This is a genomic window from Noviherbaspirillum sp. (assembly GCF_035254865.1).
In the GTDB taxonomy this organism is placed as follows: domain Bacteria; phylum Pseudomonadota; class Gammaproteobacteria; order Burkholderiales; family Burkholderiaceae_D; genus Noviherbaspirillum.
Genome location: NZ_DATFAF010000040.1, coordinates 45,423 through 71,363, shown reverse-complemented (window position 1 = coordinate 71,363; position 25,941 = coordinate 45,423). Strand labels below are relative to the sequence as shown.

The 25,941-nt window shown below is 60.9% G+C and carries 23 protein-coding genes, 1 tRNA gene and 1 pseudogene; 11 read left to right on the top strand and 14 right to left on the bottom strand.

Annotated elements, in window-relative coordinates; translation table 11 throughout:
- Positions 1–130: pseudogene (locus VJ651_RS10610) on the top strand (IS5/IS1182 family transposase); the annotation flags it as partial.
- 6 nt (positions 131–136) lie between these two features.
- Here the strand turns inward: VJ651_RS10610 and VJ651_RS10605 are convergent.
- The 3 genes from VJ651_RS10605 to VJ651_RS10595 are packed head-to-tail and all read right to left on the bottom strand — an operon-like array spanning position 137 to position 5,949.
- A complete protein-coding gene (locus VJ651_RS10605; protein WP_324107426.1) occupies positions 137–1,558 on the bottom strand; it encodes an efflux transporter outer membrane subunit in 1,422 nt (473 codons plus the stop codon).
- The gene (locus VJ651_RS10600) at positions 1,551–4,697 is read right to left on the bottom strand and encodes an efflux RND transporter permease subunit (RefSeq protein ID WP_324107425.1); all 3,147 of its coding nucleotides are present in this window, start codon (positions 4,695–4,697) and stop codon (positions 1,551–1,553) included. Before VJ651_RS10600 ends, VJ651_RS10605 begins: the two co-directional genes overlap by 8 nt.
- Before the next feature lie 16 nt (positions 4,698–4,713).
- On the bottom strand, positions 4,714–5,949 hold the full coding sequence (locus VJ651_RS10595) for an efflux RND transporter periplasmic adaptor subunit (protein WP_324107424.1): 1,236 nt from the start codon (positions 5,947–5,949) through the stop codon (positions 4,714–4,716).
- 734 nt (positions 5,950–6,683) lie between these two features.
- Here VJ651_RS10595 and VJ651_RS10590 point away from each other — a divergent pair.
- From VJ651_RS10590 to VJ651_RS10565, 6 genes are all read left to right on the top strand, one after another.
- Positions 6,684–7,403 carry a TonB-dependent receptor plug domain-containing protein gene (locus VJ651_RS10590; RefSeq protein WP_324107423.1) on the top strand — a complete coding sequence of 240 codons (720 nt, stop codon included), beginning with the start codon at positions 6,684–6,686 and terminating at the stop codon, positions 7,401–7,403.
- Positions 7,348–8,082, top strand: a complete 735-nt coding sequence (locus VJ651_RS10585) for a TonB-dependent receptor plug domain-containing protein (RefSeq protein ID WP_324107422.1) — start codon at positions 7,348–7,350, stop codon at positions 8,080–8,082. Before VJ651_RS10590 ends, VJ651_RS10585 begins: the two co-directional genes overlap by 56 nt.
- Positions 8,083–8,107: 25 nt before the next feature.
- The gene (locus VJ651_RS10580; protein ID WP_324107421.1) at positions 8,108–8,620 is read left to right on the top strand and encodes a YfiR family protein; all 513 of its coding nucleotides are present in this window, start codon (positions 8,108–8,110) and stop codon (positions 8,618–8,620) included.
- Positions 8,617–9,552: a CHASE sensor domain-containing protein gene (locus VJ651_RS10575; RefSeq protein WP_324107420.1), complete on the top strand. Its 936-nt coding sequence runs from the start codon at positions 8,617–8,619 to the stop codon at positions 9,550–9,552. The genes VJ651_RS10580 and VJ651_RS10575 overlap by 4 nt, the downstream gene beginning before the upstream one ends.
- On the top strand, positions 9,441–9,929 hold the full coding sequence (locus VJ651_RS10570) for an EAL domain-containing protein (RefSeq protein ID WP_324107428.1): 489 nt from the start codon (positions 9,441–9,443) through the stop codon (positions 9,927–9,929). The genes VJ651_RS10575 and VJ651_RS10570 overlap by 112 nt, the downstream gene beginning before the upstream one ends.
- A gap of 63 nt (positions 9,930–9,992) precedes the next feature.
- Positions 9,993–10,349, top strand: a complete 357-nt coding sequence (locus tag VJ651_RS10565; RefSeq protein WP_324107419.1) for an EAL domain-containing protein — start codon at positions 9,993–9,995, stop codon at positions 10,347–10,349.
- 82 nt (positions 10,350–10,431) lie between these two features.
- On the opposite strand, the gene VJ651_RS10560 is transcribed toward VJ651_RS10565, so the two are convergent.
- From VJ651_RS10560 to VJ651_RS10535, 6 genes are all read right to left on the bottom strand, one after another.
- The gene (locus tag VJ651_RS10560; protein WP_324107418.1) at positions 10,432–11,751 is read right to left on the bottom strand and encodes a TolC family outer membrane protein; all 1,320 of its coding nucleotides are present in this window, start codon (positions 11,749–11,751) and stop codon (positions 10,432–10,434) included.
- A 32-nt stretch (positions 11,752–11,783) separates the two neighbouring features.
- Entirely contained in the window at positions 11,784–12,107 is a 324-nt protein-coding gene (locus VJ651_RS10555; protein ID WP_324107417.1) for a rhodanese-like domain-containing protein, read from the bottom strand.
- A 9-nt stretch (positions 12,108–12,116) separates the two neighbouring features.
- A complete protein-coding gene (locus tag VJ651_RS10550) occupies positions 12,117–12,779 on the bottom strand; it encodes a protein-L-isoaspartate O-methyltransferase (protein WP_324107416.1) in 663 nt (220 codons plus the stop codon).
- Positions 12,780–12,818: 39 nt separating this feature from the next.
- Entirely contained in the window at positions 12,819–16,043 is a 3,225-nt protein-coding gene (locus VJ651_RS10545) for an efflux RND transporter permease subunit (RefSeq protein WP_324107415.1), read from the bottom strand.
- A 94-nt stretch (positions 16,044–16,137) separates the two neighbouring features.
- Entirely contained in the window at positions 16,138–17,304 is a 1,167-nt protein-coding gene (locus tag VJ651_RS10540; RefSeq protein WP_324107414.1) for an efflux RND transporter periplasmic adaptor subunit, read from the bottom strand.
- An 11-nt stretch (positions 17,305–17,315) separates the two neighbouring features.
- Complete coding sequence (locus tag VJ651_RS10535) at positions 17,316–17,963, bottom strand: TetR/AcrR family transcriptional regulator (RefSeq protein WP_324107413.1); 648 nt, start codon at positions 17,961–17,963, stop codon at positions 17,316–17,318.
- A 190-nt stretch (positions 17,964–18,153) separates the two neighbouring features.
- On the opposite strand from VJ651_RS10535, the gene VJ651_RS10530 reads away from it, so the two are divergent.
- The 4 genes from VJ651_RS10530 (at position 18,154) to recQ (ending at position 21,727) form a co-directional block, all read left to right on the top strand.
- Positions 18,154–18,414 (top strand): YkgJ family cysteine cluster protein, encoded by a 261-nt coding sequence (locus VJ651_RS10530; RefSeq protein ID WP_324107412.1) that lies wholly within the window; start codon positions 18,154–18,156, stop codon positions 18,412–18,414.
- A gap of 15 nt (positions 18,415–18,429) precedes the next feature.
- Positions 18,430–18,978 (top strand): DUF1439 domain-containing protein, encoded by a 549-nt coding sequence (locus tag VJ651_RS10525; RefSeq protein ID WP_324107411.1) that lies wholly within the window; start codon positions 18,430–18,432, stop codon positions 18,976–18,978.
- Positions 18,979–19,066: 88 nt separating this feature from the next.
- Positions 19,067–19,900, top strand: coding sequence for an undecaprenyl-diphosphate phosphatase (locus VJ651_RS10520; RefSeq protein WP_324107410.1), 834 nt, complete (start codon positions 19,067–19,069; stop codon positions 19,898–19,900).
- Positions 19,901–19,909: 9 nt separating this feature from the next.
- Positions 19,910–21,727, top strand: a complete 1,818-nt coding sequence (recQ, locus tag VJ651_RS10515; protein WP_324107409.1) for a DNA helicase RecQ — start codon at positions 19,910–19,912, stop codon at positions 21,725–21,727.
- Positions 21,728–21,953: 226 nt separating this feature from the next.
- On the opposite strand, the gene trmB is transcribed toward recQ, so the two are convergent.
- From trmB to VJ651_RS10490, 5 genes are all read right to left on the bottom strand, one after another.
- On the bottom strand, positions 21,954–22,670 hold the full coding sequence (trmB, locus tag VJ651_RS10510; RefSeq protein ID WP_324107408.1) for a tRNA (guanosine(46)-N7)-methyltransferase TrmB: 717 nt from the start codon (positions 22,668–22,670) through the stop codon (positions 21,954–21,956).
- Positions 22,671–22,727: 57 nt separating this feature from the next.
- Positions 22,728–22,801 (bottom strand) — tRNA-Gly (locus tag VJ651_RS10505).
- A gap of 61 nt (positions 22,802–22,862) precedes the next feature.
- On the bottom strand, positions 22,863–24,044 hold the full coding sequence (locus VJ651_RS10500; protein ID WP_324107407.1) for a GGDEF domain-containing protein: 1,182 nt from the start codon (positions 24,042–24,044) through the stop codon (positions 22,863–22,865).
- Between the two features lie 154 nt (positions 24,045–24,198).
- Positions 24,199–25,677, bottom strand: a complete 1,479-nt coding sequence (locus VJ651_RS10495) for an NAD-dependent succinate-semialdehyde dehydrogenase (RefSeq protein WP_324107406.1) — start codon at positions 25,675–25,677, stop codon at positions 24,199–24,201.
- 68 nt (positions 25,678–25,745) lie between these two features.
- Complete coding sequence (locus tag VJ651_RS10490) at positions 25,746–25,937, bottom strand: WYL domain-containing protein (protein ID WP_324107405.1); 192 nt, start codon at positions 25,935–25,937, stop codon at positions 25,746–25,748.
- Positions 25,938–25,941: the final 4 nt, after the last annotated feature.

Genomic DNA, 25,941 nt, shown 5'->3' with positions numbered 1-25,941 from the left:
GGCGGCTCGCTTTCGCCGCCTGGCGCGCGACTATGAGCGGCTTGCCGACACGCTGGCAGGACTTCATTTCGTCGCCTTCGCATGTCTCATGCTCAGTAAGGCCGCTGCCATGCTGGGTCAAGGTTCATAACACCCTCTAGTCCTGTTTGCCCGACGCTTTCGCGCCGGTTTCCCCTGTACCACCTCCAAGCGCCCGATAGAGATCGATGGCATTCGTCAGGCGCAGCAACCTCGCCTGCACCAGTGCCTGCTCGGCGGAGAACAGTTCGCGTTGGGCGTCGAGCACATCCAGCGAACTGGCGACGCCGTTCTGATAACGCAGGTCGGCCAGCTTCAGGCGTTCTGCCTGTGCGACTTGCACGGCGCGTTGTGCTTCGATCTGTTCCTCGAGTGTGCTGCGTGCAGTGAGGGCATCAGCGACCTCGCGAAATGCGGTCTGGATGCTCTTTTCGTACTCCGCCACGGCGACGTTGTTGCGCACTTCGGCCAGGCTGAGGCTGGCGCTGTTGCGGCCCGCATCGAAGATCGGCAGCAGCAACTGTGGCGCGAACGACCAGGTGCGTGAGCCTGCTTCAAACAATCCATCCAGCGCATTGCTGGCAGTGCCGATGCCCGCGGTCAGTGAAATGCGCGGGAAGAAGGCGGCGCGTGCGGCACCGATGTTCGCGTTGGCAGCTTTCAAGCGCTGTTCGGCGGAGCGGATATCCGGCCGGCGTATCAGCAGGTCCGAGGGCAGACCCGCCGGAATATCAGTGACGATGTCTTGCGAGTCGAGCGACTGCGCCGCCGGCAGGTTTGTCAGCGGTGTGCCTACCAGCAGGGTTAGCGCGTTCACCGCCTGGGCGCGTTGCCGGGTGAGTGTGGCGAGCGAGGCGCGGGCGGTCTGCACCAGGATTTCATTCTGACGCAGGTCGAGCGCAGAGGATGCGCCGACATCGAAGCGCTGCTTGGCGAGCTTGTAGGCTTCATCGCGGCTTTCGACGGTCTTGCGGGCGAGCTCGTATTGCTCGGCAAAAGCGCGCTCGGCCAGATAGGCTTTCGCGACTTCGGAAACCAGCGAAATCCTTGCCGCCTGTGCCGCCTCTTCCGTGGCCAGGTATTGCGCCAGCGCGGCGTCGTTCAGGCTGCGCACGCGACCGAAGAAATCCAGCTCGAAGGATGCCAGGCTGAGGCCGACCTGATAGCTGCTGGTGACGGTCGATCTGCCGTTCAGGGACAGGCTGGCGGGAGTGCGCGAGCGCGCGCCGCCAGCGGCGGCGTTCAGCGTCGGCAGCAGGTCGGCGGACTGGATGTTGTACTGGGCGCGCGCTTCCTCGATGCGCAAGGCCGCAATGCGCAGGTCGCGGTTGTTGGCCAGCGCAGTCTCGATCAGGGCTTGCAGCCGCTGATCCGGAAAGAACTCGCGCCAGCCGATCGCAGCCGCATTGTCGGCGGCCTGGCCGGTCTCGACCGGGTAGACGGTGGCGATCGGCGCATCCGGCCGATGGAAGGTCGGCGCAAGCGAACATCCGGCGACCAGGCCCGCGGCTGCCAGCGATAGTGTCAATCGCTTAATCATCATTGTTCTCCTGTTGCATGTGTGCGGCGTACATCTGTCGTTGCCGTTCGCTGCCCTTGAAGACCTTGCGCACCACGACGAAGAACACCGGCACCAGAACGACCGCCAGCACCGTGGCGGTGATCATGCCGCCCATCACGCCTGTGCCGATCGCGCGCTGGCTTGCGGAACCGGCGCCGGTCGCGATCGCCAGCGGCAGCACGCCGAGAATGAATGCGAGCGAGGTCATGATGATCGGGCGGAAACGCAAGTGAACCGCTTCCAGGGTGGCGTCGATCAGCGGTCTGCCTTGTGCCTGCAGGTCTTTCGCGAATTCGATGATCAGAATCGCGTTCTTCGCCGACAGGCCGATGATGGCAATCAGGCCGACCTTGAAGTACACATCGTCCGGCATGCCACGCAAGGTCGCGCCGAGCAGGGCACCGAGCACGCCGAGCGGCACCACCAGCAATACCGAGAGCGGAATCGAGGTGCTTTCATACAATGCTGCCAGCACCAGGAATACCGCGATCAGCGACAGCGCGAACAGCGCGGGCGCTTGCGAGCCGGATGTCTTTTCTTCGCGCGAGCCGCCGGTCCATTCGTAGCCGAAGCCGGCCGGCAGTTGCTGAGCCATTTTTTCCATTTCGGCCATCGCCTCGCCGGTGCTCCGTCCCGGCGCTGCATCGCCGGAAATCTTCATTGCCGGATAACCGTTGTAGCGAATCAGTTGCACCGGGCCGGTATCCCATTTCGTGCTGGCGAACGCCGAGAATGGCACCATCGTGCCTTGCGTATTGCGCACATACAGGTTCAGCAGATCCTGCGGCTGCATCCGTTCTGGCGAATCCGCTTGCAGGATCACGCGCTGTTGCCGGCCCGCGCTGGGGAAGTCATTCAGATAGGCCGAGCCGAAGGCATTCGACAAGGTGCTGTTGATGTCGGCGAAAGTAACGCCAAGCGCGTTGGCCTTGTCACGGTCGATGCGCAGTTCCAGCTGCGGCGTGTCTTCCAGTCCTTCGGGGCGCACGCCTTGCAATGCCGGGTTCTTCGCGGCCATGCCCAGCAACTGGTTGCGTGCGGTCAGCAGCGCTTCATGGCCGAGGCCGCCGCGGTCCTGCAGGCGGAAGGTGAAGCCGGTTGCATTGCCGAGTTCGCGAATCGGCGGCGGGTTGACCGGGAAGATGATGGCATCGCGGATTTGCGACAGCGCGCCGAATGCGCGGCCGGCAATCTCGGTTGCCGAATCTCCTTTACCACGCTCGCTCCAGTCCTTCAGCGGCGTAAACACCAGGCCGGCGTTCTGGCCGCTGCCGGAGAAGCTGAAGCCGGTCACGGCGACCGTATGCTGGATCGGCGATTGCTTCAGGTAATAATTTTCGACCTGCTTGATGACGTCCAGCGTGCGGTTGACGCTCGCACCCGGCGGCAGCTGCACGTTGGTAATCAGATAGCCCTGGTCTTCGATCGGCAGGAAGGACGAGGGCAGTCTCGCATACAGAAACGCGACGCAGGCGATGATGACGCCATAGATCGCCATGTAGCGGCCGGTCTTGCCAAGCATCCGTCCGACCAGACTTTGATAGTTGTTTGCCGTCCGGTGGAAGCCGCGATTGAACCAGCCGAAGAAACCTTTCTTTTCATGATGGTGACCCGCCTCGACCGGCTTGAGCAGCGTCGCGCAGAGCGCGGGGGTCAGCGACAGCGCCATCAGCGCCGAGAACAGCATCGACGAGACCATCGACAGCGAGAACTGGCGATAGATCGCACCGACCGCGCCGCCGAAGAAGGCCATCGGAATGAACACCGCGACAAGTACCAGCACGATACCGATAATCGCGCCGGTGATCTGGCCCATGGCCTTGCGGGTTGCCTGACGCGGCGGCAAGCCTTCCTCGCTCATGATGCGTTCGACGTTCTCCACCACCACGATGGCGTCATCGACCAGGATACCGACTGCCAGCACCATGCCGAACATGGTCAGTACGTTGATCGAAAAACCGAAGGCGGACATCACCGCAAAGGTGCCCATCAATGCCACCGGCACGACGATGGTCGGGATCAGCGTGTAGCGGATGTTCTGCAGGAACAGATACATCACCAGGAACACCAGCACGATGGCTTCAAGCAGGGTCTTGACCACTTCCTCGATGGAAATCTGCACGAAGAGCGAGGTGTCGTAGGGAATATCGTATTTGACGCCGGCCGGGAAATAACGCGAGAGTTCCTCCATCTTCGCGCGCACCGCCTTGGCTGTTTCGAGTGCATTGGCGGTCGGTGAGAGCAGCACGCCGATGGCCGAGGTCGGCTTGCCATCCAACCGGGCCGACGTGGCATAGGCCTGGCCGCCGAGTTCGATGCGGGCCACGTCGCGCAGGCGGACCGTGGCGCCGCTCGCGCTGGCGCGCAACACGATGTCGCCGAACTGTTCGGGCGTCGCGAGCTGACCGCTCACCACCACCTGGGCGGTGATCTGCTGCGAGTTCTGGTTCGGCGTGTCGCCCAGCGTGCCGGACGCGACCTGCGCATTCTGCGCGCGGATCGCGGCGGCGACGTCGGCCGGGGTCAGCTTGAAGCCGACCAGCTTGGCGGGATCGATCCAGATGCGCATTGCGTGTTCGGTACCGAACAGCGTGGCGTCGCCGACGCCGGGAATGCGCTTGATTTCGTTCAAGACATTGCGCGACAGGTAATCGCCCAGCGCCACCGGATCCAGCCGGCCATCGGTGGAGGAAAGGGTGGTGAACAGCAGGAAGTTGCTGCGCGCCTTGGTCACCTGCACGCCCTGCTGCGCAACCGCTTGCGGCAGGCGCGACTCGACACGCTTGATGCGGTTCTGCACATCGACTGCGGCGAGGTCGGGATTGGTGCCAGGGAGGAAGGTGACGGTGATCTGCGCCTGGCCGTTCGCCTGGCTTTGCGACTCGATGTATTGCAGACCGTCCGCGCCGTTCATTTCCTGTTCGATCAGGCTGGTGACGCTATCGTCGAGCGTGCGGGCCGATGCACCCGGGTACGTCGCCGTGACAACGACCGACGGCGGTGCGATGGTCGGGTACTGGGAAATCGGCAAGTGGGTGATCGAGATCGAGCCCGCCAGCAGGATGAAGAGCGCGATCACCCAAGCGAATACGGGGCGGTCAATAAAGAACTTTGCCATCTGGCGGATTCCTTGCTTAAGGTTTTTTTGCGGGCTGCGAAGCAGTGCTTGAACCAGCGCTTGAAGTAGCGCCCGATGCTGCACCGGCGTCCGTGCCGGTTGCGGAATTCTTCCACGGCACCGGCTTCACGCTGGCGCCGGGTTTGGCTTTCTGAAGACCTTCGACGATGACCTGATCACCCGCCTTCAAGCCTTGCAGCACGATCCATTTGTCATTCTGGGCAGAGCCGGTCTTGATGGTTCGGGTGCTCACCTTGCCGTCGGAGCCGACCAGCATGACCGACGCTTCGTCCTGGTTGCGGATGACAGCCTGTTGCGGGACCGTAATGGCCTTTTCGTCAACCGCCTGTTCCAGTCGTGCCCGCGCATACATGCCGGGGAGCAGGAAGCGATCGGGATTGGGGAACTTGGCGCGCAGGGTGACGGCGCCGGTACCTTCATCGACGCTCATGTCGGAGAACAGCAATTTGCCGGAGTGGGAATACGCGGTGCCGTCTTCCATGACCAGGGTCACTTTCGCCTGATCCGGTCCGACGCGCTTGAGCTGGCCGCTCTCCATCGCGCGCCGAAGCTGCATCAATTCGGACGCGGATTGCGTCAAGTTGACATAGATGGGATCAACCTGTTGGATCATTGCCAGCGGAGTTGCCTCGCCTTGACCGACCAGCGCGCCTTCGGTGACCAGTGCGCGGCCGATGCGGCCGGAGATGGGCGCCTTGACGGTGGCATAGCCGAGATTCAGTCGTGCGGTCTCGACAGCAGCCTTGGCCGCTGCCACGTCGGCGGCGGTCTGCTTCTGCGCGGTCAGTGCGTCGTCATATTCCTGCTTGCTGATGGCATTGGTGTCGACCAGCGGCTTGTAACGCTGCACTTTCAGGTTGGCCTGGGCCTGATTGGCTTCGGCTCGGGCCAACGACGCTTGCGCACTGTTGTAGGTGGCCTGAAAGGGTGCCGGATCGATCTGGAACAAGACCTCGCCCGCCTTCACGTCGCTGCCTTCCTGGAAGATTCGCTTGAGCACGATGCCGGGCACGCGTGCGCGAACCTGCGCGACACGCGTTGCTTCCAGCCGTCCGGGCAGCTCTGTTGTCATGACAATGCGCTCGGGCGCGACCGTCACGACCGATACTTCGGGCGGCGGCATGCCGGGGCCGGGTGCCTGCGCGGCCGCGTTCTTCTCACCACATCCGGTCAGGCCGAACACCATCAATATAATTGCGACAACTGCTGAAAAACGGCTCACTGAAGTCATAAGTAACTCGCAGAACAATAAGAAGGCCTCCGTCGTTATGACGGTCGGACGGTAAGACCAGGGAAAATTCCGGAAGAGGGGACTTCAGGCCGGAAAGCCCCGCACGATCGGTTGAATTGTAAGCAAACCTTACTTATTTTATCGAAAACTTTTCGATCCTGTTTGTACTTTCAAATCGGTAGACAAAATGCTACCGAATGCGTCGGTACTGTGCCGACAGCGCCAGCTTGTCGGAAGCGGATTCAGTTTTCGTAATTCCGAGCAACGGACTCGGGTAAAATATTCTCGCCCGGCATCTTTTGTAAATACCTCCGTCACATTGCGGAAGTGACCGAATGGCGCAGTCCCTGACGGGGCGCGCACGCCAATTCGAGCAAGGGTGGAGAACATGCCGAACCAGTTGATTTGTTCCTTGCCGTCGCTTCCGCTGCGACGTATCGCCGGCCTTTGCGCGGTTACTGTTGCAATGGCGGGGCACGGTGATGCATGGGCCGTGTCGAGCGAGTTTGATCTTGCGACACTACCGATCGAGCAACTTCTCACCCTCGAAGTCTATAGCGCATCGAAGTTCGTGCAAAAGGTCAGTGCGCGCCGTCGGCCGTGTCGGTCGTCTCCGCGGCCGATATCCTGCGCAGCATGCGCGGCCTGTATGTCACCACTGACCGCAATTACAGTTACCTGGGCGCGCGCGGCTTCTTGCGTCCGGGGATTAAAACACGTGTTTCCTGCTGCTGGTGGATGGCGTTCGCAACAATGATGTGCTGTATGACCAGGCCTCGATCGGCAGCGAATTCATGCTGGACGTCGATCTGATCGAACGCGTGGAGTTCGTGCCCGGTCCGGGCTCTTCGATCTACGGCGCCAATGCCTTCTTTGGCGTCATCAATATCATCACCAAGCGCGGCCGCGATCTGCACTTCCGCGAATTCGATTCGCCGGCGACCAATAACGGCATCGCCCGGAATCTCGACTACGACCGTGGCAATAGCGTGTTCGTCAAGGGGGCGCTCGGACCATTCAGCCTGTCCGCGGCGCGCAGCGAGCGCACCAAGGGAATTCCGACGGCGTCGTTCAGCCAGGCATTCAATGACCCGCGCTCGCATAGCGTGGATACGCAGAGTGTCATCGACTTCGGCTATCGGACCACGCTTGCTGACTGCAGCGAGTTTTCATCCCGCCTGTACGGTGGCCGGTATGACTATCGCGGCGATTATGCCTACGATTATCCACCGTTGACCATCAACCGCGATGGCGCGGGAGCGCGCTGGTGGGGCGCCGAGGCGAAACTAATGGCGACGCGATATGCAGACCACAAGCTGATAGGCGGCGTCGAGTATCAGCAGGACTATCGGCGCGATCAGCTCAACTTCGACCTTGATCCCTATTCGGTCCACCTGGATGACCGCAGGACGGGCAGGCGTGTACCTGCAGGGCGAAATGACGCTGCGCAATGACCTGCTGCTCAACGCCGGCATTCGCTATGACCATAATTCTTCGACCGACGGCACCTTCAATCCCCGGCTTGCGCTGATCTACAAGGCGGCGCCGGCCACGACGCTCAAGGCCTTGTACGGCACTGCATTTCGCGCGCCGAACGCTTATGAAATGTACTATGAGGTTCACAGCGCAGGAGGGCAGAAATCCAACCCGGCCCTGAAGGCCGAGCGCATCCGCACTTACGAATTGATCGCGGAGCATCATCTTGCGGTCGATGCGCGTATCACCGCGTCCTTATTCCGGAACACGGTATCGGACCTCATTACACAAACCATGGATCCCTCCGACGGACTGCTCATGTTCAGGAATCTGTCGCGTGCGAGAGCGCACGGCGCGAAGCTTGAATTTGAAAACGCCTGGAACGGCGGCACACGGCTGCGGACGAGCTATGGCTGGCAGATAACCCGCGATGAGCTGACCGATACCGAGCTTGCCAACTCGCCGCGCCATCTGGCAAAACTCAATCTGTCCGCGCCGGCCTTCCAACTCGGCTCGCGCGCCGGCGTGGAGTTGTCGGCAAGCGCCTACAACCTGTTCGATCGGCGTTACGCCGACCCCGGCGCCGAAGGGCACGTACAGGATGCGATCGCGCAGGACGGACGCACGCTTCGTCTCAAGCTGCTTATCGACTTCTGATATGAAGCGCGGGCTGAAACGCTGCATGGCAGGATGTCTGACGGCTGCACTGTTGCTGCTGCCGCTGGGCCTGTCCGCGCAACCGGTACCCGAGTACGAACTGAAGGCCGCGTTCGTTTATAACTTCGCGCTGTTCACCGAGTGGCCGGCTGAACTTGCTTTTGAAGGTGGCGCCATGAATATCTGCATCAATCCGATGAGCGCGCTTCGCCAACCGCTCGGGGGCCTGAGAGAGAAATCGATCAAGGGTAAGCGCATCGTCATCAGGCAAGTCGACACAGTAGGCGGCCTGCGCGGCTGCCAGGTATTGTTCCTCGACAGCAGCGACCGTGAACGCTGGAGCGACATCAGGAAGGTGCTCGCGGATTCCAGCGTGCTCACGATCACGGATGACAAAGAAATAGCGCATGACGGAAGCATCATCGCATTGTCAGCCGAACAAAATCGGATCGTGTTCGACATCAACCTGCGCGCCGCGCGGCAGGCGCGCCTGGTATTGAGCTCCAAGTTGCTGCGTTTGGCGCGGACGGTGCAATGAGCAAGCTGCCTTCAATCGGCTCATCGCGGATCGGCCGCTGGATGACCCTTGCCAATCTGGCGACAGCGGCAACCGCGCTGCTGGTGGCCAGCTTTCTGCTGATCCTGTTTCAGTTCCTCGCCTTGCGCAGGACCTTGATCGAAGACATCGGGGTGCAGGCCAGGATCATCAGCGAAAACAGCACAGCGGCACTCCTCTTCAACGATAGCCAGGCCAGCACCGAAACGCTCGCGATACTCGACGCATCGCCTGCCATCCAGGCCGCCGGCATATTCAACCTCGAGGGCAAGCAGCTGGCGTCCTACCGTCGGGATGGCGCCGAGCCGGTCCAGGCGCCGCCGCTTTCACTGGTCGAGGCAGGTCATGAATTCCGCTTCGATCACGTGGTACTGGCGAGACGCATCGACATCGATGGGCGCGGCATCGGCTATGTCGTTTTGCGCGCCAACCTGGGTCAACTGTACGCCCGCCTGGCCAGCTACGCCGGATTGACGTTGATGGTCGCGTTGGGCTCGCTCGCGGTCGCCTACCTGCTGGTGGCACGCATGCGCAGGGTGGTCAAAAGCGCCGAGGCGCATCTTCACTACCTTGCCCATATCGATCCAGTAACCGGGCTGCCGAATCGGCATGCTTTCAACGAAAGACGTTCATCGGCGCTGGCGGAAGTGAATCAATCCGGCGGCAGCATCGGATTGCTGCTGCTCGATCTCGATAACTTCAAGATCGTCAACGACACCCTGGGCCACCACAGCGGCGACCTGCTGCTGTGGTGGCGCAACGCCTGCTTGAATGCATGCGGCGCGGCGATGTCATTTGCCGTATCGGCGGTGACGAGTTCGCGGTCATTCTCGACGTCGCCACCGGAAGCGACAGCGCTTCGGTGGCGGAAAAAATCCTTGCGACGCTGGCAGCGCCTTTCGACGTGGATGTGAACGAGATTTACGTCACCGCGAGCATCGGCATCAGCATGTTTCCCGACGATGCGGGCGACCTGGAAACCCTCACGCGAAACGCCGATACCGCGATGTACCAGGCCAAGGGCAAGGGCAAGAACGCCTGCGAGAAATTCCATCCTGAACTCGACCAGCGCGTCCAGAAGCGACTGTCGCTCGAAACCAAGCTGAGCAAGGCGCTCGAACGCGGCGAACTGGCGCTGTACTACCAACCGCAAATCCGGCTGAGCGATGGCAAGCTGGTCGGGCTGAAGGCTCTGCTGCGCTGGCAACATCCCGAGCTGGGCATGGTCAGTCCGAATGAATTCATCCCGGTGGCAGAGGACAGCGGCCTCATCGTGCCGATCGGGCGCTAGACGCTGCGCGCGGCCTACCGGCAGGTGGCGGCATGGCGAGAGGCGGGCCTTGGTGCAATTCAGGTGTCGGTCAACCTCTCCGCGCGCCAGACCAAGGACCCTCCAGTCTATTCATCGATGGCCTACCTGAAGCGATTCCCCATCGATCAGGTCAAGATCGACCGCACTTTCGTGCATGGCATTCCCGGCGATCGCGACGACGAAGCAATCACGTCCGCCATCATCGCCATGGCGCATGGCCTGGGATTATCCGTCGTTGCAGAGGGTGTGGAGACCGGCTTCCAGCTTGAATTCCTGCGCAATGCCGGTTGCGACATCATGCAAGGCTACTATTTTTCCGAGCCGCAGCTGCCGGAACTGATGGCAGACTTTCTCAACAACCGGGTGGCCTTGCGCGAGTCCGAGTCATTTTCGCCCTGAGTAATGCCAGCTCTTGCTGGAGCGGCCAGGAGCGGTTCATGGCGGCTGAACGGCTCTTCAGGCGCCATGGCGGTTACCGCGCTTACTGATTCAGCAAAGCGTTGATCTGCACCAGATCTTCTTCCTTCAAGGTGCCGGCAGCGGATTTCAGGCGCAGGCCGTTGACGATGGTGTCATAGCGTGCCTTGGCAAGATCCTTGCGGGTGGAATACAACTGCTGTTGCGCATTCAACACATCGATATTGATCCGCACGCCGACCTGGTAGCCGAGCCGGTTGGATTCGAGCGCTGACTGGCTCGAGATTTCCGCTGCTTCGAGCGCCTTGACCTGTGCGAGGCCGGCGTGCACACCGAGGAAAGCCTGACGCGCACCCTGGGCGGCGACGCGGCGTGCGTTCTCGAGATCGGAGCGGGCCTTGTCTTCCAGCGCGATCGATTCGCGCACCTTGCTGTCGACGGCAAATCCGGCGAACAAGGGGATCGCCCATTGCACGCCGACGGTATTGGTGTCGGAAACGCCGCCAACCGGACTGAGCGCGCTACCGGTCTGATTGGTGTGGTTGCGGCTGGCGACCAGATCGAGTGTGGGAAAGTGGCCGGCGCGATTGCGCTTGATCTCGCGCTGCGCGATTTCCAGTCCGAGCTGCTGTCCGACGACGCCGTAGTTTTGTTGTTCCGCGCTTTGCACCCATTTATCGACAACGGCAGACTCGGGAGCGGTCAATTTCACGCCGGGGCGCAATGTTGCCAGGTCGCCGGCGGGTTTGCCGATAATCTGTTGCAGCGCGGTGCGCTTGATTTCGAGATCGTTCTGTGCGGCGAATTCCTGTGCCACTGCCAGATCGTAGCGTGCTTGCGCTTCATGTGTGTCGGTGATGGTGGCGGTGCCGACTTCGAAATTGCGCTTGGCCGATGCGAGTTGTTCGGTAATCGCGGTCTTCTGAGCCTGTACCGATCCCAGAGCATCCTGCGCGGACAGGACATCGAAGTAGGCTTGCGCGACGCGGACGATCAGGTCCTGCTGCGCTTGCGCGAATTGCGCTTCGCTTACGGCGACGGACAGCTTGCCTTGCTGGTACTGTTCCCAGTTTGCAAGGCGAAACAGCGGTTGCGACAGCGATACCGTATAGCTATTGGTATTGAAGTCGCGGGCGGAGGCGATGTCGCCCGCGGTGGCATCCAGGTTGGACCGGCTATAGCTTCCGCCGACACCGACCGTGGGAAGCAAGCCTGCGCGCCCTTGTGTCGATTTCTCCTGGCCGGCGGACAGCGATGCGCGTGCGCTGGCGTACGGTGCATCGTTGGCGAGCGCTTCCTGATACACCTGCAGCAGATTGATGGCGTGCGCATTCATTGAGAGGAAAGAGCCGGCAATCAGCGTGGCGATAACGGAATTCCGCATTCAGTTCTCCGATGGAGTCGATCAGACAAGGGTTAATAGGTAGGCATCGAGCCGTCGACCTGCTGCGCCCAGGCATGGACGCCGCCGGTCAGGTTGATGACCTGGGTAAAGCCGTTACGCTCGAGGAAGGAGGCGACCGACATGCTGCGTCCGCCGTGATGGCAAACGCAGACGATCGGTGCGTCATCGTCGAGTTCCTGCAGACGGGCCGGTACCGAGTTCATCGGCATCGGCAGCGAGCCCTCGATGTGGCAAGTCTGGAATTCCCATGGTTCGCGCACATCGAGCAGCACCGGTTTGGCGCGCGATTCGTCTGCGAGCCAGGCGGCCAGATCCGGTGCGGTGATGGTTTGCATGAACAATCCTTAGAACACGAAATGCGACGGCGTCAGCGCTTCGCGCAGCGGCTTGACGTCGGTTTCGAAAATCTTGATGGTGTTGTACGCCGTGTCCGACAGGCGCGTAATGATTTGCGCCGACATCGCGGGCGATTCGCCGACGATGGCGAAGATGCGTCCGCCGACCTTGATCTGCTTGAGGAAGGTATCCGGCAATACCGGCAGCGAACCCGAGATCACGATCACGTCGTAGGGAGCGTCGGAGCCGGCATTGGCCCAGCCCTGCGCGCCGTTGCCCAGTGCGACTTCAACATTGGCAACACCATAGTCAGCCAGGTTCTTCTGTGCCATGGCCTTGAGGGTCGGGTCGATCTCGACCGTCGTCACAAAGCGCCCCTTGTGTGCCAGCAGGGCAGCCATGTAGCCGGAGCCGGCGCCGACTTCGAGTACGGTCTCATGCTTCTTGATCACGAGTTCCTGCAGGATGCGTGCTTCGACCTTCGGCATGAACATGTGCTCGCCGTTCGGCAGCGGGATCTCGGTATCCACGAATGCCAGGTTCTTGTAGGCGGGCGGCACAAAGGCTTCGCGCTTGACCACCATCAGCAGGTCGAGAACATCCTGATCGAGGACGTCCCAGGTGCGGATCTGCTGTTCAATCATGTTGAAACGGGCTTTTTCGATATTCATGTCGGCACTCGAGGGTTAATGAAGAAAGACCACATTTTATCAAACAGCATCGTCTTTTTTGCTCTGCAGCACCGGTGTTGCAGGCGCGCCTTGATGCCGGTCAGGTTCGCCGTGGCGCCATTTGCGCCGGACCCACGTTGCAAAATCGTCCAGGTAGGTATAGATCACGGGCACTACCACCAGCGTCAACAGTGACGAAGTGATAATGCCGCCGATGACCGCCTGTCCCATTGGCGCGCGCTGCTCCGAACCTTCGCCGAGGCCGAAGGCCAGCGGGACCATGCCGAACACCATGGCCAGCGTGGTCATCAGGATCGGGCGCAGGCGCACGTGCGCGGCTTCCAGCAATGCGGCGGTGCGGTCGGCACCCGCCTTGCGCGCCTGGTTGGCAAAGTCCACCAGCAGGATCGCGTTCTTGGTTACCAGGCCCATGAGCATGATGAAGCCGATGATGGAGAACATGTTCAGCGTCGAGCGGAAGAACATCAGCGCCAGGAACACGCCGATCAGTGTCAGCGGCAGGGCCGACATGATCGCCACCGGCTGCAGGAAGCTGGCGAATTGCGACGCCAGGATCATGTAGATGAAGATCACGGCCAGCGCCAGCGCGGACAAGGCATAGCCGAAGGACTCCTGCATGTTCTTGGTGGCGCCGCCCATCTGATAGCGATAGCCCGGCTGCCAGTTCATTCCTTCCAGAACGCGCTTGACGTCGGCGCTCACTTCGCCTGCGGAGCGGTTGACCACGTTGGCCGACAGCTCGACTTCGCGGTTGAGATCGCGACGGTTGATCTGATTGGCACCGGTCGCCGGGGTAATGGTGGCGACCTGGCGCAGGGCCACCATCTTCGGCGTGCCGTCGGCGTTGTTCTGCGAGCTGGCGAGCATCAGGCGCGCAAGATCTTCGGTGTTGTTGCGGTCGGATGGCGCGAGGCGCACCTTGACGTTGTAGTTTTCGTCGTCCGGCGCACGCCAGGTCGTGGTCTCGTCGCCTGCGAGCAGGGGACGCAAGGCACCGCTGATTTGTGCCACGCCGACGCCGAGATCGGATCCGATATCGCGCTTGGGCTCCACCGAAATGGTCGGCTTCTCCGCCTTCAGGCTGGAGTCGAGATCGACCAGGCCGGGAATCGCGCGCATCTTGTTCATGGCCTCTTCGCTCAGCCTGCTCAGTTCTTTCAGGTCGGTTCCCTGCAGGCTGAGGCGAATTTGCTTGTTGTCGCCGCCGACGCCGTCGAGGGAGCCGATGTGCGTTACCGTGATGCCGGCGACCTGCGATAGGCGATTGCGCAGCGGGACGGCCATTTGCGCGGTGCTGCGCTGGCGCTCCGTGCGCGGTACCAGGCGAATGAAAGTCGTCACATAGTTCTTGCCTTGCGCCGAGCCGGTATTGACGGTGGTGTAGATATCGCGCACCTCCGGGAATTCGCGCAGCACGGCTTCCACCTGGCGTGCCTTGGTTTCCGTGAATTCGAGCGAGGAGCCGACCGGCGTGTAGTAGGTGACGCCGGTTTCCGAATAATCCGCCTGCGGCACGAACTCGGTGCCGATCAGGCCGCTCGCCGGAATCGCAAAGCCGATGAAGAAGGTCGCGACCGCGATAACCAGCGTCATGATGCGGTGCTTGAGCGACCAGTCCAGCAGCCTCTGGTACGTCCGCGACAGCCATTTCACGAAGCGGTCGAACAGCCCAAGGACGCGACCGATGGTGCGGTCGTAGATACCTTTACGTTCCCCATGTTCGCCATGCACCGCCGGATCCGGCCATACCGAGGACAGCATCGGATCGAGCGTGAAGGACACGAACATCGAAATCATCACGGCCGCGACGACAGTGACGCCGAACTGATGGAAGAAGCGCCCGATGATGCCGCCCATGAAGCCCACCGGCAGGAACACCGCGACGATCGAAAAGGTGGTTGCCAATACCGCCAGGCCGATTTCTGCGGTGCCGTCGAGCGCGGCGGTCTTGTGGTCCTTGAACCTGCCATGGACTTTCATGCCGGCATGACGCACGATGTTTTCACGCACCACGATGGCATCGTCGATCAGCAGACCGACGCACAGCGACAGCGCCATCAGCGTGATCATGTTGATGGTGAAGCCGAAGATGTACATGAACAGGAAGGTGCCGATGATCGCCACCGGCAAGGTCAGGCCGGTGATGACGGTCGAGCGCCAGGAATTGAGGAACAGGAACACGATCAGGATGGTCAGTCCCGCGCCTTCGATCATGGTGCGGCGCACGTTGTCGACGCCGACGCGGATCTGGCGCGAACTGTCCTGGATGACGTCGATCTTGACGCCGGGATAGAGCGCGTTCAGACGCGGTTCCAGCTCCTTGAGCGCGGTCTTGATGCCGTCCACCACATCGATGGTGTTTTCGCCTTGCGCTTTCAGCACGGTCAGCGCCAGGGTGCGCTGGCCATTGTACAGCGCCAGATTTTCCTGCTCTTCCTGGCCATCGACCACGGTTGCGATCTGCGACAGCGTGACTGGCTGGCCACCGCGGCGCGCCACGATGATGCGGCCGAAGTCTTGCGGGTTCTTGATCTTGCCTTGGATTTGCACCACTTTTTCATCGGCTGTCGAACGGATGGCGCCGGCTGGCAGCTCCTGGTTTTCACTGCGCAGGGCATTCATCACCTGGTCGATGCCGACGCCGAGCGCTTCCATTTCACTCGGTTTCACATAGATCTGGATTTCGCGTGCGACGCCGCCCACCAGGGCGACTGAGCCGACGCCACGCACGTTCTCAAGACGTTTCTTGACGACCTGATCGGCGATCGTGGTCAGGTCGCGCAGGTCGCGTTGCTTGATCTTGTCATCATTGGTCACCGAGATGGCAATGATCGGCCGGTCGGCCGGGTCATAGCGCATCACGCGCGGCTCCTTGACCTCCTTGCGGAACACGGTTTTCACCATCGCAACCTTCTCGCGCACATCCTGCGCAGCCATCGCGGGGTCGATGGTCAGGTCGAATTCGATGATGACGACCGAGCTGCCCTCATACGAGCGGGAGAACAGGTTCTTGATGCCGTTGATGGTATTGACCGACTCTTCCACCTTGCGGGTGATGTCGGACTCGACGGTCTCGGGCGATGCGCCGGGATAGTCGGTTTGCACCACGACCACCGGGAAGGTCACGTCCGGGAATTGGTCGACGCGCAGTCGCTGGTACGAAAACAAACCCAGCACGATGAACGCCGCCATCATCATGGTTGCGAGGACCGGGTTGCCGATACTGATGCGGGTGAACCACATGCTTAGGGTTTCCTTTGCGTTGCGACGCGTGCCTTGATTGACGGATTCGTCATGCGGGCAGGGAGCGCATTCGGGATTGCTTGCGGCCGCATGTCTACTGGGCCGCAGCCTTGCTGCTGTTCGTTGCGGCGGGATTGCCGGCCTGCGCGAACTTGACGGTGGTGCCGACGCGCAAACTGCCGAGATTCGTTTTCACGATCTGTGCGCCGCGCGCCAGGCCGTTGACGATTTCGACGGCCGCGCCGTCGCCGTCATCGCCGCGCATGCCCAGCGTCACCGGTTTGCGCACCAGCTTGCTGTTCTCGATGGCATACACGAAGGTATTGCCGGCTTCGGTCTGGATCGCCGATTGCGGCACGCTCAGCACGCCGGATTTCTTTGCGATCGTCAATTGCGCTTCGCCGAACATGCCAACGCGCAAGGCGCCTTGCTGATTGTCGATCTGAACGTAGACCATGATGGAACGCGAGCCTGCCTGGGTTGCGGGATTGATGCGCACGACCTTGCCGGCAATCGGCTTGGGCATGCCTTCCACCCGCATCTGGACGTCTTGTCCGAGAGCCACATGCATGATGTCGCCAGCGGGCACGGCCGCTTCCATTTCCATCTGATTCAGATCGACCACGTCGAGCAGGCGGTTGTCGGCGGAGACTTTCTCTCCCGGTTGTACCGTGCGGCTGCTGACCAGTCCCGAAATGGGCGCGCGGATGACGGTATCGGCCAGCGCTTTTTGCGCCACATCGAGCGCGCCTTTGGCCGATTTCACATTCGCGCGTGCGATGTCGTACTGGCTTTCCGCATTGTCAAATGCCGTCTTGGAAATAAAGCCCTTGTCGAGCAAGGCCTTGTTGTTGTCGCGTGTCTTGGTGGCGATTTCGAGTTGGCCTCGCGCGGCTTGCAGTGCGCCCCTGGCCTGGTCCACGCGTGCCTGGTAGTCGCTCACGTCCATCTTGATCAGCACTTGCCCGGTCTTGACGGCTTCGCCTTCGCGCACCAGCACCTCGCGCACTTCGCCCGGCACCTTGGCCTTGACGCTGGCCTGATTGACCGCGCGCAGCGAGCCGGACAGCGGCAACAGTTGCCGCAGCTCGCGCTCGTCGACCTGGGTGACGTCGGAGGGCAGGAATTCCATGAACGTCACCGCGGGCTCCGAGACCGGAACTATCGGCGCCTTGTTCTGCTTCTTCAGCATGGCTGCGGCGACGCCCGCCACCAACAGGCAGGCAACGAGAATGATCCAGAAGGAACGGCGTTTTAGCATGGCAGATCCATTCATTGCGGAATTGCCGAACGGTCGCTCAGCAATCCGTTCAGGAGCAAGTCGATAAAACTGTTCAAATAGGCTTCGGGCTGCAGCGGATCGACACGGCAGGCATTGAACGAGTGTTTCCACATCATCAGCATCAGCATCGGCGCGCAGACCACGTTCATCGCCTGGTTCACGTCGATGGAGCGAAATTCGCCGCGCTTGATGCCGCGCTCCAGCATGCTCACAATCATCGCGTTGCCGCGCGAGATGACTTCTTCGAAGTAGAACTGCGCAACTTCCGGGAAATTGCTGGACTCGGCCATCATCAACTTGGCGATGCCGGACAGCTTGGTGCTGCCGATGCGCTCCCACCATCCGAGAATGATTTCGCGGAACAGATCGGCGGTCGATCCTTCAAAATTCTCGACCGTGTCTTCCGCTTCTCCCAGCACCGGCACCATGTTTTCGCGCACAACAGCCTTGAAAAGCTCTTCCTTGTTGGCAAAGTACAGGTACAGAGTTCCCTTGGAAACACCGGCGCGCGCCGCCACATCATCCAGGCGGGTCGCGGAATAACCGCGCTCTACAAATAGGTCGAGCGCCGCAGCGAGCAATTCTTGCGGACGTGCTTCTTTACGCCGTTCCCAGCGTTTCTTGAAAGGACAGTTCATGGCGGATGGCTGGAACCAAATAACTTACTAACGAGTCAGTAATATAAGCGCCTATGCCTGCACCGTCAAGCGGCGCGACCATCCCATTCAGCAAAAATATGCCGCGAAGCTCTGTTACAAAACGGCAAGAAACACGTCCGCACAGCCGGTAGAATCGGCAGCTTGCCGTTGCCAATCCATGCTCAACCTTATGAACAAATTCTCATGCCGCAGCGGATGCGGCGCCTGCTGTATAGCTCCCTCGATATCTTCGCCCATACCAGGAATGCCGAACGGCAAACCGGCCGGGGTTCGATGCGCCCAGCTCAATGCGCTGAACCAGTGCATGATTTTCGGCAAACCGGAACGCCCCGCGGTGTGCGAAAGTCTACAGCCATCATTGGAGATGTGCGGCGACACGCGCGAGTATGCGTTGCAATACCTGTCGCTGCTCGACAAACTGACCTCATAGCCTGAAGGAAAAGCGATGAAATTGCGCGCTGTCTGGTTTGCAATGCTTGTCACGGCATTTTTGGCGTCCTGTGCGTCGCTGCTCGGCCCGCGCGACGTGGAAATCCCGCTGGCGCGCCTGCAGGAGGCGGTTGCCAGCCGCTTCCCGTTCAATAACCGCTATCTGGAATTGCTGGACATTCATCTGACCAATCCGCACGTCGCCTTGCAGCCAGATTCCAACCGCATCCTGACCAGCATGGACGCGGCGATTGCGCCACCGCTGACCAACCGGTCGTGGACCGGCAATTTCGCGGTGTCGGGCCAGTTGAAATTCGATCCCTCGCGCAATGCGCTCGTGCTCGGGGATCCGCGCGTGGAAACCTTCAATGTGAGCGGGCTGGATCCCTTGTACGCGAACCAGATCGCGAAAGTCGGTCGCCTGCTTGCCGAGGAGTTGTTGAAAGATATACCGCTTTATACATTGCGTCCGGGCGATTTGCACTACGCCGGCACGAGCATGATTCCGACAAAAATCACGACCAAAGCAAACGCGCTCGTGGTAACCTTTGAGCCCGCCAGATAAGCGCTCGGCGCTCGCATCGAGCGTTCAGCCGCGACCCGCCCGGCCTTGGTTCCGGCGGGTTTTTTATTGAATCGACCACCACGCAAACATGGATTTCGCACTCGCGCTCAAAGCGCTCATCATGGGCATCGTCGAAGGCTTGACGGAGTTCCTTCCCATTTCGTCCACCGGACACCTGATCCTGGCCGGCAGCCTGCTCAACTTCACTGGCGAAAAGGTCAAGGTATTCGAGATCGCCATCCAGGCCGGCGCCATGCTGTCGGTCTGCTGGGAATATCGAGTACGGATTGCGAACGTTCTGACCGGCTTGTTCAGCGATGCCAAGGCGCAGCGTTTTGCCCTCAACCTGATCGTTGCATTTCTGCCCGCCGCCGCGCTGGGTCTTCTGTTCAACAAAAAGATCAAGGCGGTGTTGTTTTCGCCGGTGCCAGTGGCACTCGCCTTTGTCGTCGGCGGCCTGATCATCCTGTGGGTGGAACGCAGGCACCGGATCAAGCCCGTCGAGAGTCGCGTGCAGTCGGTTGACGACATGACGGTACTCGATGCCTTCAAGGTCGGATGTGCGCAGGCGTTTGCACTGATTCCCGGCACCAGCCGTTCCGGCGCGACCATTATCGGCGGCATGCTGCTCGGCCTGTCGCGCAAGGCAGCCACCGAATTCTCTTTCTTCCTGGCGATCCCGACCTTGTTCGCGGCGACGATTTATTCCGTGTACAAGGAACGCGCACTGCTGTCCGCGGCCGACCTGCCGTGGTTTGGCATCGGCACGATTTCCGCCTTTATTTCGGCCTTCCTGTGCGTGCGCTGGCTGCTGCGCTACATCAGCTCGCACGACTTCAGCGCCTTTGCCTGGTATCGGATCGTGTTTGGCTTTGTCATCATCGCGACGGCATACAGCGGCATGGTGGCATGGGTGGATTAGAATACGCACATGCAGGTTGAGAACAATCGTGCCTTGCACATACTGCAAAGCGTCTTCGGCTATCCCTCGTTTCGCGGCCAGCAAGCCGAGATCGTGAACCACGTCGCCAGCGGCGGCGACGCGCTGGTGCTGATGCCGACCGGCGGCGGCAAATCCCTCTGTTATCAGATTCCTGCGATGCTGCGTGATGGCGTCGGCGTGGTCGTCTCGCCGCTAATTGCGCTAATGCAGGATCAGGTCGATGCGCTGGCCGAAGTGGGCGTGCGTGCGGCGTTTCTCAACTCGACGCAAAGCTTCGACGAGGCAATGCGCACCGAACGCAAGGTGCGCAACGGCGAGCTCGATCTGGTGTATGTCGCTCCCGAGCGGCTGATGACGCCACGCTGCCTCGAATTGCTGGAAGCCTCGAAGATTGCCTTGTTTGCCATCGACGAGGCGCACTGCGTCTCGCAATGGGGCCACGACTTCCGACCGGAATACATCAAGCTGTCGATACTGCACGAACGCTTCCCGCAGGTGCCGCGCATTGCGCTCACCGCGACCGCCGACCCGCAGACGCGCGCCGAGATTGCGCATCGATTGCAACTCGACGACGCGATGCAATTCGTGTCTTCGTTCGATCGTCCCAATATCCGTTATCAGATCGTCGAGAAATCCAATGGCCGCAAGCAAGTGCTGGATTTCATCAAGGAAGAGCATTCCGGTGAAGCCGGCATTGTCTATTGCCTCTCGCGCAAGAAAGTCGAGGAAACCGCGGAGTTCCTGAATGCGCATGGCGTGACCGCCTTGCCTTATCACGCGGGCATGGACATGAAGACGCGCACCGCGAATCAGGCGCGCTTCCTGCGCGAGGATGCGATCGTGATGGTGGCGACGATTGCCTTCGGCATGGGCATCGACAAGCCGGACGTGCGCTTCGTCGCGCATCTCGACCTGCCGAAGAGCATCGAGGGCTATTACCAGGAAACAGGACGCGCAGGCCGCGACGGCGGTCCGGCGGACGCGTGGATGGCGTACGGACTGCAGGACGTTGTGCAGCAGCGCCGCATGATCGACGAGTCGGAAGCCGACGAGAACTTCAAGCGCGTACAGACGGCCAAGCTCGACGCCATGCTCGGCTTGTGCGAGACGCTGAACTGCCGGCGCGTGCGCTTGCTCGATTATTTCGGGCAAGCTTCCGGGCCGTGCGGCAACTGCGACATCTGCCTTTCGCCGCCGGTATCGTTCGACGGCACGGTGCAGATGCAAAAGCTCCTGTCCACGATTTATCGCGTTGATCAGCGCTTCGGCGCCGGGCATGTGATCGATGTACTGCGCGGCGCCGATTCGGAAAAGATCAAGCAGTGGCGGCACGAAAAACTGTCTACCTTCGGCATCGGCAGCGAAACCAGCGAAGCGGAATGGCGCGCGATTCTGCGCCAGGCGATTGCGCTGGGGTTCGTTGTGGTCGACCACGATGCCTACGGCTCGCTGAAGCTGACCGACGAGGCGCGGCCGGTCCTTCGCGGCGAACGCACCGTGCAACTGCGGCAATATCAAAAACCGGCGAAGAAGAAGCGCGAAACTTCCCGGACGAAAAACTACGTGGAAAGCGATCTGTCCTCGGCGGAACAGGCGATTTTCGAGAAGCTGCGCTGGTGGCGCGTCGAAACCGCACGCAAGCACAATGTGCCGGCCTATGTGATCTTCCACGATGCGACGATGCGCGAAATCGCCAAGGCGAAGCCGGCATCGATCGGCGACCTGCGCAACATTTCCGGCGTGGGCGAGAAGAAGCTCGAAACCTATGGCGAAGAAATCATTTCGCTGATCGCGGAGATGGACTGATCGCGGTACGCGGCCGCGATCGACGCATCCTTATCTTCCGCCGGGTGAGTGCGGCGTATCCCGCGCCAGTTTTGAAGCGTCCTCGTCCGAAACGAATACCGCTCGGTGGATTCCCCGCAAATCCCAACCGAGAACCATGCGCACATCCGTGCTGCCGCGTAGCCTGGCGCTTGCCACGCAGAAAAATGATATGGCGATGTACTTGCTGCCCGGTCACGCGAGCAGTTCAGCGCTTCACGAACACCAGGTCCCACACGCCATGTCCAAGTCGAAGCCCGCGATTCTCGAACTTCGTCACGGGTCTATATGCAGGACGCGGCGCGTAACCCTCGGCTGTGTTCTGCAAGGCCGGTTCTTCGCCCAGTACCTGCAGCATCTGTTCCGCGTACTCCTGCCAGTCGGTCGCGCAATGGATATAGGCACCGGGCTTGAGGCGCGACACCAGCAGCTGTACGAAAGGCGCCTGGATCAGGCGTCGCTTGTTGTGCCGCGCCTTGTGCCAGGGATCGGGAAAGAAGATGTGCACGCCGTCGAGCGACTCTGTTGCAATCATGTGCGTGATCACCTCGAAGGCATCGTGCTGGATGATGCGGAGGTTGGCGAGTTGATGTTCGCCGATCAGCTTGAGCAGGCTGCCTACGCCCGGCGTATGGACTTCCACGCCGATGAAATTCTTGTCCGGCATGCCGGCAGCAATCTTTGCCGTGGTGTCGCCCATGCCGAAGCCGATTTCCAGGATGGTCGGCGCGGAGCGCCCGAACGCCTGCTCGAAGTCGAATGGCGCCTTGACATAGGGAATGCAAAATTGCGGACCCAGCGTCTCCAGCGCTTTCGCCTGCGCGGTGGAAAGGCGTCCGGCGCGCGTCACGAAGCTGCGAATGCGGCGTTCCGTCGGGTCGTACAGCATCTGCCGGTTGGCGTCGTCGGAGTGGTTGTCGGACATGCTCGATGAAGGGTGAATTTGTCAATAAAAAAGGCACCGCTCGGTGCCCGATTGACCTGGAGCGGGTGAAGGGAATCGAACCCTCGTCGTAAGCTTGGGAAGCTTCTGCTCTACCATTGAGCTACACCCGCGGAACCCGCATTTTACGCGGGATTGAAGCCGGTATGCAAATGCGCTTTGCCCGGCTGTGGCTCACGAGAACAAGCGCATGTCTGTCGGCAGCTCCAATTCCGTCACTTCAACGCGGTTGCGGCCGTTGGCCTTCGCGCGGTACAGCGCCTGGTCGGCCTTCGACAGCAAGCTGTCCACATCCGTGCTGCCGGCGCTGACGGCACCGACGCCGACGCTCACGGTGTAGGACGGCAAGTCGGGCGAACTGGCCGCTGCAATCCTGCCGCAGATCCGCTCGGCGACAGCTTTGGCTTCCTCCAGCGTGGTCTCGGGCAGCAGCGCAATAAACTCCTCGCCGCCGTAGCGGCCGAGCGAATCCGGGCCGCGCAGCAGTTCGCGGGCGCGATGGGCAAAATCGATGATCACATGATCGCCAACGACATGGCCGAAGCGATCATTGATCGACTTGAAGTTGTCCAGATCAAACATCAGCAAGGCCGGCAGTCGCCCGGTGCGGCGCGCGCGGGCCAGCTCCTTGGTCAGCAATTCGAGGAAGGCACTGCGCGCGAAAGCGCCGGTCAGCTGATCGTGTGATGCGATGAATTCGAGCGTGCTGCGCAGTCGTTCGTTGGCCATCATCATGGCGCCCAGGCTGATCGCCAGGACGGAAAACGCCATTGCTGCCAGGTACGCTTTCTGCGCCATCGTGGGTTCCAGCAAATCGGTAGCGGAATCCACATGGAACAGCAACATGATGGCGCGAACCGCGGAAAGTGCGCCGATGGTGGCGAAGACGATGCAGGTAAAACGACCGGCGAAAGTCTTGCCGCTCGTCGCGTACACCAGTCGCATGCATTCGAAAAACAGGACCGTGTCGGTGAAGGTCACCAGCAATGCGCGCGCCTGGTATCGATTGTCGACATAGGTGAACCACGCGACATAACTGGTCAGCAGCGCCAGCACCACGAACAGCAAGCGGGTTTGCGGCGGCATGCCGGCGAAATGGCGGAATCCTGCATAAAACGACATGATGCCCGCGACCAGCATGACATTGCCGAGAATGACGGAAAAGAAGACGGGAACGAGGCCGGTCAGGCCGAACAGCGTGCTGGCGATTACCATGCCGAACAGGCCACGGCTCCAGTGCACGAGGCCGCCGATGGTCGGAGGAAAACTGCGGCGCAGCATGAACAGGATCACCGAGCACATGAGGCCCAGCAAGCTTGCCACGAAGACCAGTGAGCGAGGATCGAGTTCCGACAAGGTTCATCCCTCCTTGTCGAAATATAACCATATCCCACAGCCTTGTCACTTGGAAAGATTTTATGGCGTCATGACAAAGCATTAATAACCGTTGCCAGCATGACGACCGACGACCGACGGCGGGTGCCGTCAGCCATCGATCATGTCCGGGCGATCAGATCCCGCCCATGCACAGGTACTTCATTTCCAGGTATTCCTCGATGCCGTATTTAGAACCTTCACGGCCGAGGCCGGACTGCTTGACGCCGCCGAACGGGCCCACCTCGTTGGAAATGATGCCGGTGTTGATGCCGACCATGCCGTATTCCAGTTTTTCCGCCACGCGCCAGACGCGTCCGATGTCGCGCGAATAGAAGTAGCTCGCCAGGCCGAACTCCGTATTGTTGGCTGCGGCGATCGCTTCTTCCTCGGTCTTGAACTTGGCTACCGCGGCTACCGGGCCGAAGGTTTCTTCGCGCATGATCTTCATGTCGCTGCTGATGTTCGACAGCACCGTCGGTTCATAGAAATGCCCGCCGAGCGCGTGCAGCTTGCCGCCGGTGAGCACCTTCGCACCCTTGGCCACCGCGTCGGCGACATGCTCTTCGACCTTTGCAACGGCCTGGTCGTCGATCAGCGGCCCCTGCGCGACGCCTGCATCAAAGCCGCTGCCGACCTTGATTTTGGCTGCGCCGGCTGCGAGTTTCTCGACGAAGGCATCGTAAATCGATTCATGCGCGTAGATGCGATTGGTGCAGACGCAGGTCTGGCCTGCATTGCGGTATTTCGATACCAGTGCACCTTCCACCGCGGCGTCCAGATCGGCATCGTCGAACACGATGAACGGCGCATGGCCGCCGAGTTCCAGTGCCAGCTTCTTCACGGTCGGCGCGCATTGCTGCATCAGGATGCGGCCGACGGGCGTCGATCCGGTGAAGGAGAGATGCCGCACGATCGGGCTGTCGCACAAGACCTTGCCGACTTCAATCGAACGTTCTGCATCGGCGGTGACGATGTTCATGACGCCGGGCGGCAGGCCGGCGCGATGCGCCAGTTCCGCCATCGCCAGCGCGGACAGCGGTGTCTGTTCCGCCGGCTTGATGACGATGGTGCAGCCGGCCGCAATCGCAGGCGCAACCTTGCGGGTGATCATCGCAATCGGGAAGTTCCATGGCGTGATCGCCGCGCACACGCCGACCGCTTGCTTCAGCACCACCATGCGCTTGTCGCTCCAGGTCGATGCGAGCACATCGCCGCATACGCGCTTGGCTTCCTCCGCGAACCATTCGACGAAGCTGGCGCCGTACATCACTTCGCCTTTTGCTTCCGCCAGCGGCTTGCCTTGCTCGGCAGTCATCAAGGCTGCCAGATCGTTGGCATGCAGAAGCAGCAGGTCGAACCATTTGCGCATGACCGCCGCGCGCTCCTTGGCGGTCCGTGACGACCAAGAGGGGAAGGCGGCATTGGCCGCATCGATCGCATCGCGGGCCTGTTGCGCGCCCATGTTGGGAACCGATGCAATGATTTTCCCGTCCGCCGGATTGGTGACCGGGAATGTCGACTCCGCGCCGATCCACATGCCGTTCAGGTACGCTTGATTGCGAAGCAGAGCGGCGTCATTGAGTTGAGGTATTCCTTTGGCCTGTTGTTGCATGACTCGTCTCCGTACGAAGTGGGCAAAAAATCAAGCATAACCCAATCGTTGCCGCCTTGCTTGCGTGCTCAGCGGGAGCGCTTTCGGCCCTGCATGATGCGCACGAAATCCGCCAGGCGTCGTCCTTCCTGGCTGGGATAGTTGTCGCGCATCTCCAGCATGCGCACGCAGTCGAGACGGAATGAACGAAAATCCTGGCGCAGTTCGCACCAGGCGGCTACTCCCGGCGTGCGTCGATGGAACACGCGTAGGGCATTCATGATG